Genomic DNA, 14,221 nt, shown 5'->3' with positions numbered 1-14,221 from the left:
CTCACATCCGCTCGGCCAACAGGGCTTCGACATTGTCCTCAGTGACCGGCGTCCAGGGGACGGTGTAAGTCGTATCGTTGCCGCCGTTCCATGGCATCTCGGGATAGGCGGTCCAGATGTCGGACAGCGGTTCATAGACCGGGTTGAGGGCGTGGAGTGCGAGGTCGAGGGCCCCCTGCGACTGTGCCCTGGCGTCCTGGAGCAGCGACGACATCTCGCCACGCTTGACCGCCTCCAGGCCCTCGGTGGTTCCGTCGATGCCGGCAATGGCGAAGGCCTCAACGTCGAGCCCGGCAGCTTCAATCGCGGCGATTGCCCCGAGCGCCATCTCGTCGTTCTGGCCGATCACCCCCTGAATGTCGCTGCCGTGGTCGGAGAGCCAGCCGCTTAGGACCGATTGCGACTCCGCGATCGACCAGTTGGCGGGCGCCTGCGCGAGGACGACGGCGTCGGGGCATTCGGCCAGCGCTTTGCGGTTGCCTTCGAGGCGTTCGATCTGGGCCGACTGACCGATCGGCCCTTCGAGGATGACCACGTTGCCGGCGCAGCCAAGTTTGTCGAGGACCGACTTGGCTTCCAGATAACCGCCCTCGACATCGTCGGAGCCGATATAGGCGGTCAGCAGGTCGCTGTTCGCACGGGTGTTGGAACCGACAACCGGGATGCCGGCCGCGTGTGCCTCCGCTACCAATTCGGCGCCAGGCGTTTCTTCGTAAGGGACGAAGAGGATCGCATCGTACCCCTCGGCGATCATCTGCCGAAACTGCCGCGTCTGGACATTCTCGTCATAACGGCCATCGAAGATGGTGAGGTCGACGTTGCCGGCCTTGACCGCCGGATGGTCCTCGATGGCCGCGGCCCATCGCTGCATGTAGTCGTGTTCGAGACCATAAAGCGCCGCGCCGATCTTGGGCGTTTCGGCCGCGGCGGCGATCGAGACTGTCGCGGCGACAGCGACGGCGACGGTGATCACAGATCTCATACGAGCAGTCTCCTTGTTGACCAGCGGCGGGATAGTGTGCGGCGCCGCGACAGAAGCACGATATTATGACACTTCCGAATACACTCTGATTTAGCGAGCCGCTATTGTTCAAGCTTGCCGGCCCTTGCTGGCCGAGGCATGGTCGCACCCGACCGGACCTTGCTCAGAGGAGATCGTGATGGCGCGTGTCGTGGCAACCATATTCGCTGGTTTTGTGGCTCTTTGGGTCGCCGCGGCGCAGGCCGAGGATGCGGTGATCGCCGAGATCCGCGCGGCCGCATTTGCGCTCGACGAAGCGTTTACCAATCAGGATGCAGAGAGAATCAAGGCACTCGTCACCGAGAACCATATGGCCGTGACGCCCTATTACGGCAGGCGGTTTATGGTTGACGAAGAGCTGTTGACCCTGGATGCGCTCGACTATTCCATTGTCTCGGAGGAGCCGGCGGAGATCACGATAATCGACTCCGGCACAGCGCTATCGACCCAGATCAAGAGCTACACTGGGACGTTTGAAGGCGAACCGATCACCCCGCATGTCTTTGCATCGGCGGTCTGGGTGAAACAGGACGGTAACTGGCTGCAATTGCTCTACCAGGAAACGGCGATCAGGCCCGACTGACGCCAGGACTATCACCGGTCTCATGCGGGTGGTCTCCTTGTTGGCCCCGGCGGGTGGGATGAGACCGCGCTGGAGAAGCACGGTGTCGTAACACCTGGAAAAACACGCCGACCGGGCGTCACCCCATCCTTCGAGCTTGCCGGTCGTTGCTGGCCAAGGCATTGTCGCAACCTAACCGGACCTCAGAGGAGATTGTGATGGCGCGTGTCGCAGCAGCCATATTCGTCGGATTTGTTGCTTTGTGGACCGCAGCCGCGCAGGCCGAGGACGCCGCGATCGCCGAGATCCGCGCGGCGGCGCTCGCCCTCGACGTGGCGTTCGCCGGTCAGGACGCCGAAGGAATCCTGGCGCTGATCACCGACGATCACGTTGCCGTCACGCCCTACTACGGTCGCCCGTTTCTGGTCGACAAGCAGCTCTCGACGCTCGATGATCTCGACTACGACATCGTCGCAGAGGAGCCGGCCGAGATCACGCTGATCGATACCCACACAGCGCTGGCGACCCAGATCAAGGCCTATGTCGGCACCTTCGAGGGTGAGCCGATCGCGCCGCTTGTGTTCGCGTCGGCGGTCTGGGTGCGGCAGGACGGCAAGTGGCTCGAACTGCTGTACCAGGAGACGGCGATCACCGAGGACTGAACCGCGCGGTTCAGCCGTCGATCAGCGTGAGCTTGCCGGTAACCTATTCTTAGCCATTAACTTGGGTCGAGAGCCATTGACTTAGCGTCAAACGTCGATCTAGGCCGAAATACTTGCGGCGCGCGTCTGAAAGGTGCACCATTCTCGCGTCGTCAACTGTGGTCGACGGTACTTGGAGGGCGAAACGATGCGGCTGAAGACGATTTCGCTTGTGACGGTAACGGCGGCATTCGCAATGTCGCTCGGCATCGATTGGGCCGATGCTCAGGGGCGGGCGCCGCGGCAACACACGATCATCCAGTCGGAGGGACTGCCGCCGCTTTCGCCGGCGGTCAACCAGCCGCCCGGGCAAAACGAAGTATCGATCACGATCGAAGGCGACGAACGGGTCATCCGGGCAAACGGCATCCCCGCGACCTTGGTCGGGAGCTTTCCGAATGAGGGCAATCCTAACGCGATCGCGGTTCAGCCCAACGAATACCGCATGCCGGCCAACCCGGCGCTCACCGACCGACGCACGTCGCTTGGCCTCGGTGAATTTGGCGTCGCGGTCGACGGCATTCCGTTCGAGCCGGGAGCGGCGGAATGGTATGTCGGCGATCCGGAAGCCGGGTGGCGCTATGAGGCGCTATCGGGGGCGATCGCGCTCGGCCTCGACGAGAACTTCGCCCATGTCCAGCGGACCGGGAAGTATCACTATCACGGCCTGCCGATGTCGCTGCTGGCCGCACTCGGAACCAGTGACACGGCGCACTCGCCGCTGGTCGGCTGGGCCGGCGACGGCTTTCCGATCTACGCGGTGTTCGGTTATGTCGAGCCCGACAATCCGTCCGCCGGCATCAAGACACTCAAGTCGAGTTATCAGTTGAAGACCAACGGTCGGCCAGAGGGCGGTGAGGACCCGGGCGGGATTTATGACGGGACGTTCATCGCCGACTACGAGTATGTCGCTGACGCCGGCGATCTGGATGCGTGCAACGGCCGGGTCACGGTCACGCCAGAGTTCCCCGACGGGACCTATGCCTACTTCCTGACGGCGGAATGGCCGGTGATCCCGCGGTGCTTCCGCGGCACGCCAGGCGACGCGTTCCTTCGGCCGCGATTCCAGGACTGACGGTACCGCGACAAGCCGCCGGCTTGCGCGCGCCCGCCGCTCGGGTTAGGCCAAGCGCATTCATCCAGATTGGCGGGAGTTTTTGCGATGGAAACGCGGACCGCGGCGCGTCTTGGCGTGCCTGTTTCAGAGATCGGCTTCGGGGCCTGGGCCATCGGCGGCACCTGGGGCGAGGTGAGCCAGCAGGATGCTGAAGCCGCCCTCAACGCCGCGCTCGACGCTGGCGTCACCTTCATCGACACCGCCGACGTCTACGGTGCCGGGCGGTCCGAGCAGATCATCGGCAAGGTGTTGTCTGAACGGGGCGGCGAACGCCCCTTCGTCGCCACCAAGGCCGGCCGTGGCGGCCCGAACACGCCGGAGAGCTACACCCGCGCCTATCTCGAAGGCTGCATCGACCAGAGCCTCGCCAACCTGCGGACCGACTCGCTCGACCTGCTGCAGCTCCACTGTCCCCACCCGGCGGTCTACTACATGCCGGAGGTGTTCGGTGTGCTGGACGACATCGTCGCCACCGGTAAGCTCAAGCGCTACGGCGTCAGTGTCGAGAAGGTCGAGGAAGGGCTGAAGGCGATCGAATATCCGAACGTCGCCAGCGTCCAGATCATCTACAACATCTTCCGCCAGCGGCCGGCGCGGCTCTTCTTCCGCGAGGCGGAGAAGAAAGGGGTGGCGATCGTCGCCCGCGTGCCGCTGGCGAGCGGGCTGCTCACCGGCAAGATGAGCGCCGACTCCACTTTCGCCGCCGACGACCACCGCACTTTCAACCGGGAAGGCGAAGCCTTCGACAAGGGCGAGACGTTTGCTGGCGTGCCTTTCGACGAGGGACTGGCGGCCGTCGAAGCGCTGCGGCCGCTGGTTCCAGCGGACGCGTCGATGGCCGCTTTCGCGCTTCGCTGGATCCTGATGGATCCAGCGGTCGCCGTGGTCATTCCCGGGGCGAAGAACGCCGATCAGGCGTTAGGCAACGCCGCGGCGAGCGACCTGCCGGCGCTCAGCGATGAGACGATTGCCGCGGTTCGTGCGATCTACGAAGAGCGGATCGGACCGCACGTCGACCCGCGCTGGTAAGGACGATCGGCGCCGGCAAGGCGATCACGTCAGTTGCGAATGGCCTCGATCAGCGTGTCGATGCTGCCCTCCAGGACATCCCGCTGCTTCCACATGGCGCGGATGTCTTCATCGACGATCGCGCCGCTGGAGCCGGCATCGACATCGGCGATTAGCGCGTCGGCCAGTTCCTTCAGCGCCAGCCAATCGCTGGCGACCGGGTCGAGCAGCTGCTCCCTTTGGCTGGCCTCCAGACGCGTCGCGAGACCATCGATGTATCGCGCGACATCGCCGGCATCGTCCTGGTAGTTCTCAAGCGCGGTCTCGCGCTGACCCGGGTCCGACACCGCGACGTAATACAGCGCGTTGCCGACGGTCTCCCAAGCGTTCACCTCCAGCTTCAGCGTTTCGTACAACGTGTCGTTGGCCGCGGCGGGAAGCGCAGTGAAGACAGTGGCGGCGAGGGCGATGGTCATCAGGCGCATGGGTGAATCTCCTCGATCAAGGCGGTCGTAGCCCAGCCCCGATATCATCGGCGAAGCACCATATGATGACGGTTTGACGTGAAAAGGGTCAGTCGCAGGCGATGTCGAACCGGAAGGTCATCACCAGGTCGTCCTGTTCCAGTTCCATCGTTCCGCTGGCCCCAGTGTAAGCGCGGGTCCCACCGATGATGTCGGCGGCATGAACGCCAGCGGGGATCAATGACGCGGTCGTGTCATCGGCGGCGGCGCGCGGCTTCTCGGCAAAATGCCAAGTGGTGAAGATCACTCCGTCGTCGAGAACGAAGACGCGCTGCATGGTGCGGTCGGCGGCGTGGCCCTCCTCGTCGACTGCGTGAATGGTCTGGACGAAGAGGTATGAACCGATCCGATCGCCGTCGAGGTTGGTGACGGCGCGTTCGCCGACGCGCATATCGCCCGCATGAACCCCCGCATCGGTGCCGCGGTCGACAAAATGCACTTCGCGGGGCGAAACCGGGGAGCTCGCTTCGAACGGCTCGCAAGCCCATCCGATGGTCGGGACCAGGATGGCGGCGGCTGTCACGAGGGGTCGCCCAAGAATCATCAATCGTATCTCCGGTGGGTTGAGGGGACGGCATGATCTGCCGCGTCGTTTAGGGCATCGCGCGGGGCCGACACAAGCCGGTTGACCGCTCAACCTTCGGTCAGTCGCGGACGGCGATCGCCAGGTCCTCGATCCGGTCTTCCAGCGCGATGGTGCGGTGCCAGACGGTTCGAACCTTCGACTCGAACTCGGAATCGGTCGCCTCGGCGTCCACATCGGCAATCAGCGCGTCGGTCAACGCCTTCACCGCCGTCCACTCCTCGATGATTGTTTCGAGTGTCGCGCGATCGTTGTCGTTCTCGAGTTCCCTGCGCAGCGCGCCAAGATAGGTGGCGAAGTCAGTCGCGTCGTCCTGATACCGGGCCAGGGCGGCCGGGCGATCTTCTGGGGTGGAAACCGTGATGTAGTAGAGCGCGTCGGCGAGGCTCTCCCAAACGTTCACCTCGAGCTTGAGGGCATCGAAGACGGCTTCTTCATTCGCCGACGCAGCCGTCATCGACATCGAAAGGGCGGCAAGAAGCGGAATCAAATGTCGTTTCACAAACGGACCCTTCACGGCATAGTCGCGCCTCGGGAGTTAACGCAAATGCACGCGATCTGCCAAGCGCGCGGTTTACGGGCCGCAATCGGACGCGGGCAACGTCGACGAGCAGGAGGATACGTCATGGACGCGGTGCGAAAGGGTCTGGCTGCCTTGATTCTGGTGGCCGCCACGGTTGTAGCGGCTCCGGCGACATCGGACGATGCGCCGGTGTTCCTGCCCGCCGGCAGTGTCGACGCCGAAGCGTTGATCGGCCCGCCGCCCGCGATCGGGTCCGCGGCGTTCGCCGAGCAGATGACCGTGGTGCTGTGGCTGCAGCGAACGCGAACGCCGGATCAGGTGGCGTTCGTCGAGCAGACGCTGGATGTGGAACGGTTCGCGCCGATCCTTGGCGCGGCCTTGTTCCAGGTCGATGCGGCGGCATTGAAGACGACCATCGACCTCGCCATCGATCAGGTTCGCGACGACTACGACGCGGTAAAGGACGTCTACGACCTGCCGCGGCCGTTTCAGGTCGACGATGCCGTCGACCCGGTCGGTGACGCGCGGCCAGTCGCGTCCTATCCGAGCGGCCATGCCATCCGGGCGATCGTCTACGCGCGGCTCCTCGCCGAGGTTTTTCCCGACCATCGCGACGCGTTGATGGATCTCGCCGAACGCGTCGGCTACGGCCGGGTCGTGGCCGGGGTCCACTATCCGATCGACATCACCGCCGGCCAGACCCTCGGCCATGCCTACGCCGATGTCATTGTCGCGCAGCCGGCCTTCCGGGACGCAGTGGTGGCGGCCAGTGCTTCGGGAGAATAGGAATATAGTCATTGACAGCGTCACGATGCCCGCGTAGGATGTGGATATCGTGGCTGCGGTGCGCGATCACCGGGTCCGGTTCACCAGGAAAGCGCCGGTCAAGATGATGGCGGTGGCGGCGATGAGTTCGATGCCGGCCGGTTCGTTGTAGATCGCGACGGCCAGGGCGGCGCCCGCGGCGGCGCCGACCGATCCGATCTGGGCGAGATAGACTGGGCCCGCGATCGATTGCAGCAAGAAAATCAGGCGGAACGTTCCGGCAAAGACCGCGACCAGAACCAGTGCCAGGCCGACCGTCTCCGCGGTCAGCGGCGGGGCGATCGGTATGTCGTTGACGACAAGATAGGGTGCGAGCAGTAGCGTGGCCGCGAGCAGCATGCCCGGCACCAGCGACGACGGGGTGGCGCCGGGCGGCCAAAACAGGCTGCGGAAGATGTTGCCGCCGGCGACGATCACCGGCGCGGTAAGCGCGATCGCGATCCAGAAGACACTGTCGCCTTCGATCTCAAGCTTCTCGATCACGATGATGACGACGCCGACGAGGCCGAGCAGCAGGCCGATGGTGCGAAGCGTCCGGTATCGCTCCATGCGCAGGACGAGGGCCATGGCATAGGAAAGGAGCGGCGGGAAGGCGAAACCCAACGCGACGAAGCTTGCGCCGACATGAGGGACTGCGGCGAAGCTCAGCGCATTGGGAAGGGCGCCGGAAAGCAGGCCGGAGCCGAGATAGTAAAGAAGGGCGTGCCGGTTGTGCGGCAATTGTTGTCGTGTGACGACGGCGGCGGCGGTGAGGGCGATTCCCGAACCGGCCAGCCCCCAGAACAGATAGGCGACCGGGTCCCAGCCAGTATTGGCCGCCGCCTTGGCGAGAACCGCGAACACGCCGATCAGGGTGCCGGTGATCATCAGCAGGACGAACGGGAGCGCCTGCGCCCCCGTTGTCTCCTGGGCCGGCCGAGCACGCGACGGTGGCACGGGTCTATCTCCTCCTGCGACGGCGGGCACTTGCATCGATCGGTTGGATTGCTATTATCTTGGCATCAAGTATCTTAATGTCAAGATAAATATGAAATCAGCGCAACCCGATCGTGCCGAACTGGCCTACCGACAGTGGCGCAAAGCGCGTCCCGACCTCGACCCCTATCCGATGGCGCTGCTGGGCCGGCTGAACGAGGCGTCATCGGTGATCATGCGTGACCGGCTGGCGCCAGTGTTTGCCTCGTTCGGGCTGCAGCCCGGCGAGTTTGACGTGCTCGCTACATTACGCCGATCCGGCGCGCCCTTCGCGCTGGCGCCGACGGCACTCTACGCGGCAACGATGATCTCGTCCGGCGGCATGACCAACCGGATCGACAAACTCGAGCGGGCGGGGCTGGTCGAACGGCGCGCCAATCTGGCCGATCGCCGCGGCACGCTGGTCGCGCTGACGAAGAAGGGACGGGCGTTGATCGACAAGGCGGTGGTCGTCCACATCGACAACGAACGCGCGGTACTCGCGGCGTTGTCCGAGGCCGAGCAAACGCAACTCGACGGGCTGCTCAAGAAGCTGATTGCCGGGCTGTCTGACCCCGATCCGGTGTCGCGCTGAGCGCTCGGATTTCGAACGGCACCTATAAGTTGTTGACATAATTGCGCCGTAAGGTTGCAGACGTCGAGCGGTTGAGGCCGTTCGGGGTCTGGGGCGACGACGTGCCGAGAGACGAAGCGAGACGGAACGGCACCTCCTTTGGAAACGAGGAGATGACAATGCAGATCTCATGGAAAACGCTGGCGGCAGCCGGACTCGTGGCAGTCGGCGGCATGACCCTGTCAGTCGGTAGCGCGACAGCGGCGCATCATCATTGCGCGGCCCCGGCTGGCACCCCCTGGGTGGGCGGCGGATCGCCGCCCGGGCCGGGTACGGTGTGGCGCTGCCCTGACTTCAACGGCGTCTCGGGCGGTTCCAAATATGCCTATTACGTCGACGGCGGCAGCGGCGGCTACTACGCCCCGAATGTAGGTGTGATCTACACCTACGAGCGGTAGGCAACCGCCACCCGGCTTCTCCTCTCGAGGCCGGCGCAAACAGCAACCGGGCCCGCGCATTTCGCGCGGGCCTTTTCTTTTCGAGGACCTGAAGAGATGCCCATGCGACTACCGTTTCCCTGGGGGCGCCCGAAACCACTTCCCGATCCGGAGACGAAGGCGTCCGCTACGGCGGCGCTGATCGCCTTCCAGACCCACGGCCAGCCGGCCTGGACGCCGCGGGACTACGCGGCACTAGCCCGCGAAGGCTACGCCAAGAACGCCATCGTCTATCGCTGCGTGCGGATGATTTCCGAAGCGGCCGCGTCGGTGCCGTGGCTGCTCTATGACGGCGCGGCGGAGCTGGACGATCACCCGCTGCTTCGCCTGCTCGCCCGACCCAATCCGCGCCAGTCCGGCCGCGATCTCCGCGAGACGCTGTTCGGCCATCTGCTGGTCTCCGGCAATGCCTATATGGAGGCGGTGTCGTCGGCGGCTGATGACCTGAGCGGGGCGGCGGTTCCGCATGAGCTTCACGCGCTGCGGCCCGACCGGATGAAGGTGGTGCCTGGACCGGACGGCTGGCCAAGCGCCTATGAGTACAGCGTGGGCGGTCGCACCGTTCGTTTCGATGGTGCTGGCGAGCCACCACCCATCCTGCACCTATCGCTGTTTCACCCGCTGAACGACCACTACGGGTTCGCGCCGATCGAAGCGGCGGCGACCGCCCTCGATATCCACAATGCCGCCGGGACCTGGAACAAGGCGCTGCTCGACAATGCGGCGCGGCCGTCCGGGGCGCTGGTCTATCAGACGCGGGACGGGGGCAACCTCAGCCGTGACCAGTTCGAGCGGCTGAAGGAGGAACTCGAAGCGAATTTCTCCGGCGCCGGCAACGCCGGTCGGCCGTTGTTGCTGGAAGGCGGGCTCGACTGGAAGGCGATGGCACTGACCCCGCGCGACATGGATTTCTTGGAGGCCAAGAACGGCGCGGCACGAGAGATCGCACTCGCCTTCGGCGTGCCGCCGATGCTGCTCGGCATCCCCGGCGATAATACCTACGCCAACTACAAGGAGGCCAATCTTGCCTTCTGGCGGAGCACGGTGCTGCCGCTCTGCGGCCGCCTGGCCGAGTCGCTGACCGGCTGGCTGGCGCCGGCGTTCGATCGGCGGGCGGGCGATCTGCGGCTGTGGTTCGACGCCGATCAGGTCGATGCGCTCAACGCCGAGCGCGAGGCGCTATGGGCACGGGTCGGTTCCGCCGATTTCCTGACGACCAACGAGAAACGCGCCGCGGTCGGCTACGGGCCGGTCACCGGCGGGGAGGGGGGTGGTGGTAGGAAAGCGAGTGTATTGGCGCACGGATTGCGTTCGGGCTCATGCAGGCCGATCCCGCCAGGTCTCCAGTCCACCCCCGCTGGGGAAAGCGGTCTGAAGTTGAAGGTTCCGCCGGGGGAAGTTGATGCCACGAGTAGTCGGTCGCTGATCGAAATCGCTGGTGGATTTTCTTCGTCGGATCGCGGCATGTCGGTACGAGACTTCATCGCCGCAAACTGTAAGGCGAGGATTCAGCGTGAATTGCCGGGGCAATTCCTTGATTCCACGATTCAAGAAGTGATGGATTTGGCTAGGCGCGGCGATGCTTCGGCGCGAACCTGCCTGAAGCTTCTTGGTCGCGGGAAATATCGAAAATAGGAGCGACTACCCATGAAGCTGACTGGAATCAAAGATCTTCTTAAGTTCATACAGCATCTCAACGATATCTCCGGCGCGGCCTGGTACCGGCTGAGCCACGACCGCTACGATGCAGTTATGGTCTCAATCGACATGGTTGGTGTGCGTCTGGAGCTGGAGTTCTTCGAGGACCATATCGAGTACAGCGTCTTCGAAGGGGACGAGAGCGTGCACGACGATCAGGAGCGCTTGTTCGCACTACTGGAAACCAATCGCGACTGACGTGGCCTTTTGTACGACAGTCTGAGAACAGGGCAGGTTGTGCAAGACGCGAGATGCTGTGGGTATAGGGCAGCGCCGCCGCTTACCTGACGAGAGATGCGCGACCGGTCAGCAGTCGACGTAAGAGCGACGTTCCGGTTGGTGGACGAACTGTTAGGCCATGCCGCGCGTCGGAGCGCGCCGGCTACTCGGCGCCTGTCGGGCTGTTTTCGTCCAGCCACGCCTGCGCGTCTGTGGCCAATTCGGCGCGGGTGTCGGCATCGAGGCGTGAGGCGAACGCGTCCTCCAATGCTCTATCCCCGACGGCGCTCTGGCCGGCGAGCCGCGCGCGGACGAGTACGTAGTAGACCATACTGTCATCACCGTCTTCGATGATGCCGTCCCGCGCCAGATCGACATAGGCGATGCAGGCGGGCTCATAGTTGCCGTACAGGCAGGAGGTCTTGAAGCTCGAATATGCGCTGTTGAACGCAATTACCTCCCGCCACAGCGGCCCGAGTTCGCGTTCCGCATCGTTGATCAATCGGTCAAACCCGAACGGCACCGGAACCGGCGCGCCCGCTTCGGCAAACGCTGCCAAACTGTCGGCGAGTCCCTCGTTGGCGAAGCAGAGTTGCAGGTCGGGAAAGACATTTTTGGCGATCAGATCGCGCCAGGTTCGCTCCCGGGTATAGCCCATGCTGTCTGGGCCGAAGAAGCAGAGCCAGTCAGGAAACTCCGTCGCAAAGCGCATCCGGATGTTCGCCTCAGCGGCCTCGCACTGACCCTTGGCAATCAGGGCATCGAAAGCCGGTCGATCCTGCGGTGACACAAGGGCTGCGATGCGATTCCGCTCGGCATTCACCCAGTGCAGAAGCCGATTGGTCGCTTCGACGCTGTAATCGAGCATCTCCTGACATGTATAGTCATGAGCGCGCGCAACGCCATACGACAACGCGGTCGCCGTCATTGCGACCACTACTGCGACAAGCCATCGAGCCGAGGAACATATCATGAACACAGCCATACAGAGAATCAACTTTCAACGCAAGCCAGACGGAGAATCGTGATGGCCCTTGCTACTGCCGGCGGATAGTCCAGAACCAGGCGGATTTCGACGGCCAGATAAAGCAATACTGGGCTGAGCGCACGGGGCGGGAGGCCTTATCGTCAGGTCCTGAGAAACGCCATGAAACTCAAGGCGACGCCCAAAGCACAAACGAGCGTGATAATCGCATATGTGGCGACGCCCGGCGCGCGCTGCGGCGACGACGGGAAGAACATCCGGTAAGCGCCGGTGATGACAAGCAGCCAGCCCGAGACGGTCACGAGGAGCCTGCTGTCGAACTGCCAGTGATTGTGGATCGTGACGATGACCAGACCGCCAACGAGAAGTAGTAGGCCGTTGAGATAAACGACGGTTGGATGGACGCCATCCCAAATGCGCAGATTGATCGCCTCGGACACGGTTACGGCGATCAGCGTCGGGCCGAGGACCGCCGCGATGTGCTGCGAAACATTCATGGAAGGGTCTCACTCTCTCATTTGAACAGCTTCGCTGGCGCTGAAGCTGTCGATCGCCAACGATCATCGTCTCAGAAACATTGGGGTTGGCCGCCGGGCGGCGACCGTAGGCCAGATGCTGCCCTATGGACAGAGGTGCGCTCCGGCTTGCTTGCATGCTGCTCGCCAATGGGTAGTAGGAAAAAAGTCCTTGACACCGTTACGGTGGTCCGGTAGTGTCCCGGTATTGTCACAGAGGTGCGGGCGCGGGTTGAGGTAGGAGAGAGCTGCGGCTCCGCTGCCGACCCCAAAAACACCAGTCGAAACGGAATCATCCACCAGCGGATCGCGCCGCAGATCGGTGCGCCGACAGGAGTGTTGTGCCTTGATGGCCACCGAAACCAAGTTCGCCCGATCCGATCTGGCCGTGGATGCCGACGGGACTTTTGCCGGTTACGCCAGCCTCTTCGACCAGGCGGACCTCGGCCGGGACGTGGTCATGCCGGGTGCGTTCCGGGCATCGCTCGCCAAACGGGGCGCGGCCGGGATCAAGATGCTCTACCAGCACGACCCGAACCAGCCGATCGGCGTCTGGGAGGAGGTGCGTGAGGACACGCGCGGCCTTCGGGTGCGTGGCCGGCTGACCACTGATGTTGTCAAGGCGCGCGAGGTGCTGTCGCTGATGCGGGCGGGGGCGCTCGACGGGTTGTCGATCGGCTACCGGACCGTGCGCGGCCGTACCGATTCCAAGACCGGGCTGCGGCGGCTGATCGAGGTCGATCTCTGGGAAATCTCGGTCGTGACGTTTCCGATGCTGCCGGACGCCCGGGTCGCGGCGGTGAAGGGTCACGAGCAGGCGGCGCTGGTCACCGCGATCGAGCGCGCCACGCGCACCGTGCGTGCCGCGATCCCGGGCATGTGATCATGGTGGAAGGGTGGACAGCGTTGGTTGCGGCGATCCGGGCCGCGACGGCGGTGATGGCATGTGGCCCTTGGGCCGTCCCGTGGAGTGTTACCGATGTTCGACCTTGAAACAGACATCGACCCCGGCAGGTCAGCAACTCGCGGCTCGATCTCGGGAGTATGAACGATGCCTTGATTTCTGCTATCGGCTGCTTGAGCGGTTCCAGCCACCGGGAGTGGACCTAAACGAGTTCGACTTCCACAAGTGCATGAACGAATGCCTGGGCGTCGGTGCTTGAAACGAGGGACGTTATGGACAAGCAACTTGCCAAGCACCTCATTCGTGTCGCTTTTCGCAGCCAACGCGAACTCAGCGGCTGCCTGGGCGCATTGAAGGAGGGGTGCAGTCCGGAGGAATACCGCGACTACGCTCGCGGCGTGGCGGCGGCCGTTCACGAAATCAATGTCGCGCTAACCAACAAGGCTATCGCGGCCTATCCGGAACTCGAGCAGGAAATCGAGTCCGACATGCAGAAGTACGGCCGGTATCTGTGAGGCGTGCGAGCCGAAGAGCGGGAACCTGCAGGGAGTTCGCGGATCGAACGGCGAATGGCTGACGAGGAGGCCCGGTGACATGACAAAGGCACTGGAGCGTGAAGGGTACACACCGCCCGGGGTCTTCCGATTGTCCGAGGACGCCCTGGCTGTCGGACGTGCTTTTCTCGAGGCGGCGAGAAAAGCGGCGCCGGGCAAGGACTGGGTGGTGTCGTTCGACTGGTGTCACTTCCACGGCCGGCCGCCGGGCGGGGCGTGGCAGGACTTTGGCGAGCAGTTGTCGGTTGGCGGGCGCGAACGCCACGAGGTTCCCGTGGAGGCGCTCCATGAGGTCGACGGGTTTCAGTTCACCGTCAAAGTGCCCCCGGAAGTCCAACGCGATCTGGCAAAGCGGCTGATCGACACCGACGACGACAGTCATTGCGTGCTGAAGTAGGCGCGCGCCGGGACCGTTTGCACCAAACACTGGATTGAGCCCCCGCGGTCACGGGGTCAT

18 protein-coding genes and 1 pseudogene are annotated in these 14,221 nt (G+C 63.8%); 12 read left to right on the top strand and 7 right to left on the bottom strand.

The genetic code is table 11. The annotated features are described in order from the left end of the window. Position 1 precedes the first annotated feature (1 nt). Positions 2-982: a substrate-binding domain-containing protein gene (locus ACO076_RS18345; RefSeq protein ID WP_421724258.1), complete on the bottom strand. Its 981-nt coding sequence runs from the start codon at positions 980-982 to the stop codon at positions 2-4. Between the two features lie 178 nt (positions 983-1,160). Here ACO076_RS18345 and ACO076_RS18340 point away from each other — a divergent pair, with 178 nt between their 5' ends. From ACO076_RS18340 to ACO076_RS18325, 4 genes are all read left to right on the top strand, one after another. Continuing rightward, entirely contained in the window at positions 1,161-1,604 is a 444-nt protein-coding gene (locus tag ACO076_RS18340; RefSeq protein WP_421724257.1) for a nuclear transport factor 2 family protein, read from the top strand. A gap of 197 nt (positions 1,605-1,801) precedes the next feature. After that, positions 1,802-2,245 (top strand): DUF4440 domain-containing protein, encoded by a 444-nt coding sequence (locus ACO076_RS18335; RefSeq protein ID WP_421724256.1) that lies wholly within the window; start codon positions 1,802-1,804, stop codon positions 2,243-2,245. A gap of 187 nt (positions 2,246-2,432) precedes the next feature. Next, entirely contained in the window at positions 2,433-3,359 is a 927-nt protein-coding gene (locus ACO076_RS18330; RefSeq protein WP_421724255.1) for a YHYH protein, read from the top strand. Between the two features lie 87 nt (positions 3,360-3,446). Further along, positions 3,447-4,430 carry an aldo/keto reductase gene (locus ACO076_RS18325; RefSeq protein WP_421724254.1) on the top strand — a complete coding sequence of 328 codons (984 nt, stop codon included), beginning with the start codon at positions 3,447-3,449 and terminating at the stop codon, positions 4,428-4,430. A 29-nt stretch (positions 4,431-4,459) separates the two neighbouring features. Here the strand turns inward: ACO076_RS18325 and ACO076_RS18320 are convergent, their stop codons facing one another. The 3 genes from ACO076_RS18320 to ACO076_RS18310 form a co-directional block, all read right to left on the bottom strand. After that, complete coding sequence (locus tag ACO076_RS18320) at positions 4,460-4,894, bottom strand: hypothetical protein (protein ID WP_421724253.1); 435 nt, start codon at positions 4,892-4,894, stop codon at positions 4,460-4,462. Between the two features lie 88 nt (positions 4,895-4,982). Continuing rightward, on the bottom strand, positions 4,983-5,456 hold the full coding sequence (locus ACO076_RS18315) for a hypothetical protein (protein WP_421724252.1): 474 nt from the start codon (positions 5,454-5,456) through the stop codon (positions 4,983-4,985). Positions 5,457-5,577: 121 nt separating this feature from the next. Continuing rightward, complete coding sequence (locus ACO076_RS18310) at positions 5,578-6,018, bottom strand: hypothetical protein (RefSeq protein ID WP_421724251.1); 441 nt, start codon at positions 6,016-6,018, stop codon at positions 5,578-5,580. Positions 6,019-6,141: 123 nt separating this feature from the next. Here ACO076_RS18310 and ACO076_RS18305 point away from each other — a divergent pair, with 123 nt between their 5' ends. Further along, positions 6,142-6,825: a phosphatase PAP2 family protein gene (locus ACO076_RS18305; protein WP_421724250.1), complete on the top strand. Its 684-nt coding sequence runs from the start codon at positions 6,142-6,144 to the stop codon at positions 6,823-6,825. 66 nt (positions 6,826-6,891) lie between these two features. On the opposite strand, the gene ACO076_RS18300 is transcribed toward ACO076_RS18305, so the two are convergent. Then, positions 6,892-7,800 (bottom strand): EamA family transporter, encoded by a 909-nt coding sequence (locus tag ACO076_RS18300; protein ID WP_421724249.1) that lies wholly within the window; start codon positions 7,798-7,800, stop codon positions 6,892-6,894. A gap of 91 nt (positions 7,801-7,891) precedes the next feature. On the opposite strand from ACO076_RS18300, the gene ACO076_RS18295 reads away from it, so the two are divergent. From ACO076_RS18295 to ACO076_RS18280, 4 genes and pseudogenes are all read left to right on the top strand, one after another. Continuing rightward, positions 7,892-8,413, top strand: coding sequence for a MarR family winged helix-turn-helix transcriptional regulator (locus tag ACO076_RS18295; protein ID WP_421724248.1), 522 nt, complete (start codon positions 7,892-7,894; stop codon positions 8,411-8,413). 158 nt (positions 8,414-8,571) lie between these two features. Continuing rightward, positions 8,572-8,850: a hypothetical protein gene (locus tag ACO076_RS18290; protein WP_421724247.1), complete on the top strand. Its 279-nt coding sequence runs from the start codon at positions 8,572-8,574 to the stop codon at positions 8,848-8,850. Positions 8,851-8,952: 102 nt separating this feature from the next. After that, positions 8,953-10,155 (top strand): annotated as a pseudogene (locus tag ACO076_RS18285) (phage portal protein); the annotation flags it as partial. 381 nt (positions 10,156-10,536) lie between these two features. Further along, positions 10,537-10,785, top strand: coding sequence for a hypothetical protein (locus ACO076_RS18280; protein WP_421724246.1), 249 nt, complete (start codon positions 10,537-10,539; stop codon positions 10,783-10,785). A 184-nt stretch (positions 10,786-10,969) separates the two neighbouring features. Here ACO076_RS18280 and ACO076_RS18275 read toward each other — a convergent pair whose 3' ends face one another. Together ACO076_RS18275 and ACO076_RS18270 are read right to left on the bottom strand one after the other, a co-directional pair. Further along, positions 10,970-11,734 (bottom strand): hypothetical protein, encoded by a 765-nt coding sequence (locus ACO076_RS18275; RefSeq protein ID WP_421724245.1) that lies wholly within the window; start codon positions 11,732-11,734, stop codon positions 10,970-10,972. Between the two features lie 200 nt (positions 11,735-11,934). After that, complete coding sequence (locus tag ACO076_RS18270) at positions 11,935-12,288, bottom strand: hypothetical protein (RefSeq protein ID WP_421724244.1); 354 nt, start codon at positions 12,286-12,288, stop codon at positions 11,935-11,937. Between the two features lie 367 nt (positions 12,289-12,655). Here ACO076_RS18270 and ACO076_RS18265 point away from each other — a divergent pair, with 367 nt between their 5' ends. From ACO076_RS18265 to ACO076_RS18255, 3 genes are all read left to right on the top strand, one after another. Next, on the top strand, positions 12,656-13,189 hold the full coding sequence (locus tag ACO076_RS18265) for an HK97 family phage prohead protease (protein ID WP_421724243.1): 534 nt from the start codon (positions 12,656-12,658) through the stop codon (positions 13,187-13,189). Between the two features lie 293 nt (positions 13,190-13,482). Further along, positions 13,483-13,725: a hypothetical protein gene (locus ACO076_RS18260; protein ID WP_421724242.1), complete on the top strand. Its 243-nt coding sequence runs from the start codon at positions 13,483-13,485 to the stop codon at positions 13,723-13,725. 79 nt (positions 13,726-13,804) lie between these two features. Beyond that, positions 13,805-14,161: a hypothetical protein gene (locus ACO076_RS18255; RefSeq protein ID WP_421724241.1), complete on the top strand. Its 357-nt coding sequence runs from the start codon at positions 13,805-13,807 to the stop codon at positions 14,159-14,161. Positions 14,162-14,221: the final 60 nt, after the last annotated feature.

Source organism: Bauldia sp., assembly GCF_965232525.1.
In the GTDB taxonomy this organism is placed as follows: Bacteria; Pseudomonadota; Alphaproteobacteria; order Rhizobiales; family Kaistiaceae; genus Bauldia.
This window is presented reverse-complemented; position numbering and strand designations above follow the sequence as displayed.

Coding starts and splice junctions, on each gene's coding strand:
- ACO076_RS18260 (WP_421724242.1), top strand. CDS start 13,483: ATGGACAAGCAACTTGCCAAGCACCTCATTCGTGTCGCTTTTCGCAGC.
- ACO076_RS18325 (WP_421724254.1), top strand. CDS start 3,447: ATGGAAACGCGGACCGCGGCGCGTCTTGGCGTGCCTGTTTCAGAGATC.
- ACO076_RS18330 (WP_421724255.1), top strand. CDS start 2,433: ATGCGGCTGAAGACGATTTCGCTTGTGACGGTAACGGCGGCATTCGCA.
- ACO076_RS18345 (WP_421724258.1), bottom strand. CDS start 982: ATGAGATCTGTGATCACCGTCGCCGTCGCTGTCGCCGCGACAGTCTCG.
- ACO076_RS18340 (WP_421724257.1), top strand. CDS start 1,161: ATGGCGCGTGTCGTGGCAACCATATTCGCTGGTTTTGTGGCTCTTTGG.
- ACO076_RS18275 (WP_421724245.1), bottom strand. CDS start 11,734: ATGACGGCGACCGCGTTGTCGTATGGCGTTGCGCGCGCTCATGACTAT.
- ACO076_RS18280 (WP_421724246.1), top strand. CDS start 10,537: ATGAAGCTGACTGGAATCAAAGATCTTCTTAAGTTCATACAGCATCTC.
- ACO076_RS18320 (WP_421724253.1), bottom strand. CDS start 4,894: ATGCGCCTGATGACCATCGCCCTCGCCGCCACTGTCTTCACTGCGCTT.
- ACO076_RS18255 (WP_421724241.1), top strand. CDS start 13,805: ATGACAAAGGCACTGGAGCGTGAAGGGTACACACCGCCCGGGGTCTTC.
- ACO076_RS18270 (WP_421724244.1), bottom strand. CDS start 12,288: ATGAATGTTTCGCAGCACATCGCGGCGGTCCTCGGCCCGACGCTGATC.
- ACO076_RS18265 (WP_421724243.1), top strand. CDS start 12,656: ATGGCCACCGAAACCAAGTTCGCCCGATCCGATCTGGCCGTGGATGCC.
- ACO076_RS18305 (WP_421724250.1), top strand. CDS start 6,142: ATGGACGCGGTGCGAAAGGGTCTGGCTGCCTTGATTCTGGTGGCCGCC.
- ACO076_RS18290 (WP_421724247.1), top strand. CDS start 8,572: ATGCAGATCTCATGGAAAACGCTGGCGGCAGCCGGACTCGTGGCAGTC.
- ACO076_RS18295 (WP_421724248.1), top strand. CDS start 7,892: ATGAAATCAGCGCAACCCGATCGTGCCGAACTGGCCTACCGACAGTGG.
- ACO076_RS18335 (WP_421724256.1), top strand. CDS start 1,802: ATGGCGCGTGTCGCAGCAGCCATATTCGTCGGATTTGTTGCTTTGTGG.